Genomic DNA, 1,087 nt, shown 5'->3' with positions numbered 1-1,087 from the left:
CGCGAGTTCAAATTCGAAGTGCAACTCTGATTAACGGGTTGGGTGGGCGAGATGCGTTAGCATCCGAGCCCCTCGACCACCAAGTCAAAGTTGCCTGGAATGAAATACACACACCTCACCCAAGACGAACGGTACCAGATTGCCATCCTTGCCAAAGCCGGGCATGACCAAAGCGACATTGCCAGAGTAATGAACCGCCACAAATCGAGCATTGGTCGGGAGATGAAGCGTAATCGCGGAGCGCGTGGCTACCGTCCCAAGCAAGCGCATGAGTTCTCACAGGCCCGCATGCGGGCCTGTGAGAACGGCCCTCGCGTTACGGCCGAAACATGGGCCATGGTTGACGCCAAACTTGGCGAGACGTGGAGTCCGGAGCAAGTCTCCGGCTACCTCAAAGTCAGTGGGCAGACCACCGTCAGCCACGAAAGCATCTACCAACGCATCTACGCCGACAAGCGAGCCGGTGGCACGTTGCACCGCACCTTGCGCTGCCAGAAGGCCCGGCGAAAGCGTTATGGCGGCCGTGAGCGACGCGGCACCATCCCCAACCAGGTCTCCATCGATTTGCGCCCTGCCATCGTGGCCGAGCGTGGCCGCTTTGGCGACTGGGAGGCGGACTTGGTCATCGGCGCTGGACAAAAGCAGGCACTGGTCACGATTAACGAGCGCACGTCCCGCTACGCCCTGATCGCGCATGTGCCGTTCAAAACCGCGAAAGCTGTTTCGGACGCCATGATCTCCTTGCTGACGCCTTTTGCTGCCCGTGTTCACACGCTGACGACTGACAACGGCAAGGAGTTTGCCCAACATGAGCGTATCGCCACAGAACTCGACACAGACTTCTTCTTCGCTCATCCCTATGCTTCCTGGGAGCGCGGCGCAAACGAGAATATGAACGGCCTGATTCGCCAGTTCTTCCCGAAGAAAATGTACTTCGATTCCATTACCCATGATCAGCTTGCCTTCGCCATGCATCGCCTCAATCACCGTCCCAGAAAATGCCTCGGCTTCAAAACACCTCACGAGGTCTTCATGAAGCAGCTACACTCGCGTCATAACGCTGTTGCACTTCAGACTTGAATCCGCC

1 protein-coding gene is annotated in these 1,087 nt (G+C 57.6%); it reads left to right on the top strand.

All coding sequences use genetic code 11. From position 1 onward, the window contains the following. Positions 1 to 99: 99 nt before the first annotated feature. Positions 100 to 1,080: an IS30 family transposase gene (locus ACCAA_RS21635; RefSeq protein WP_186409316.1), complete on the top strand. Its 981-nt coding sequence runs from the start codon at positions 100 to 102 to the stop codon at positions 1,078 to 1,080. Positions 1,081 to 1,087 lie beyond the last annotated feature (7 nt).

This window comes from Candidatus Accumulibacter aalborgensis (assembly GCF_900089955.1).
GTDB classification, from domain to species: Bacteria; Pseudomonadota; Gammaproteobacteria; order Burkholderiales; family Rhodocyclaceae; genus Accumulibacter; species Accumulibacter aalborgensis.
This window is presented reverse-complemented; position numbering and strand designations above follow the sequence as displayed.

Bases quoted from the DNA above. Each gene is read 5' to 3' on its own strand.
- ACCAA_RS21635 (WP_186409316.1), top strand. From the start codon at position 100: ATGAAATACACACACCTCACCCAAGACGAACGGTACCAGATTGCCATC.